The 787-nt window shown below is 45.0% G+C and carries 1 protein-coding gene; it reads right to left on the bottom strand.

Annotated features, from left to right (window positions below):
• On the bottom strand, nucleotides 1-605 hold a 605-nt coding region (locus ACWHAR_RS25955; RefSeq protein WP_452088284.1), incomplete at its 3' end, for a DUF444 family protein.
• Between the last annotated feature and the right edge of the window lie 182 nt (nucleotides 606-787).

Here is a 787-nt window from a genome sequence, read left to right on the forward strand (position 1 = left end):
CACGTTTTAAATTTTAAGTCTTCGGGATAGATCGGATAAAACGACGGTTTTCCAGTCATTGCGTTTCGCTTAAATGCGCTGAGCATCGTTCTTTTCTTATCGATGTTGCCCGTCAAACCCGTTTTGCGGATATCGTTGAATTCAATATCTTCGACAACGATATCATCGCGCTCTTTCTGTTCTAAATTCGGCAGCTCCATTTCGCTGAAGAGCGCCTCTTCCAAATCGATTAACGAAACTTCCGCTTCATAATAATCTTCACCGGCCTGATCGCCCGCTCCCTGGCCTTTGCCGGCGCCCCGCTTATCAGAGCCGTCCCTTGCGACGATATCTCCTACTTGGCTGTCGCCGTCTCCCTGGCCGGCATGTTTATTTTTATCATAGTTATAGCGGATTTTATACTCATCCAACGAGCGAATCGGAATTTTGACAATATCTTTGCCGTTGGACATAATGATGCTTTCTTCTGTAATCAGGTCAGGCAGATTGTTTTTGATCGCGTCCTGCACCTTTTTCTGGTGACGCTGTTGGTCATCATACCCTTTTCGGTGGAGGGACCAGTCTTCCTGAGAAATAATAAAATGGCCATTGTCTTTATGGGACATGAATTCCCCTCCTTATTGATAATCCCCTTAAATGGCTTCGGTTTATAGGTCAAAGTCCTGCGGATGCAAGTCTAAAAGTGTTTATTGTTATCTTATGCAGGTGCAAATAACTTTTGACAAACAATTTTGAAAATGGGACAAAAGGACCCGCCCTTCTCCGGACGGGTCTTCAAGCTACCGGT

It is taken from the genome of Bacillus sp. LR--39, assembly GCF_053613335.1.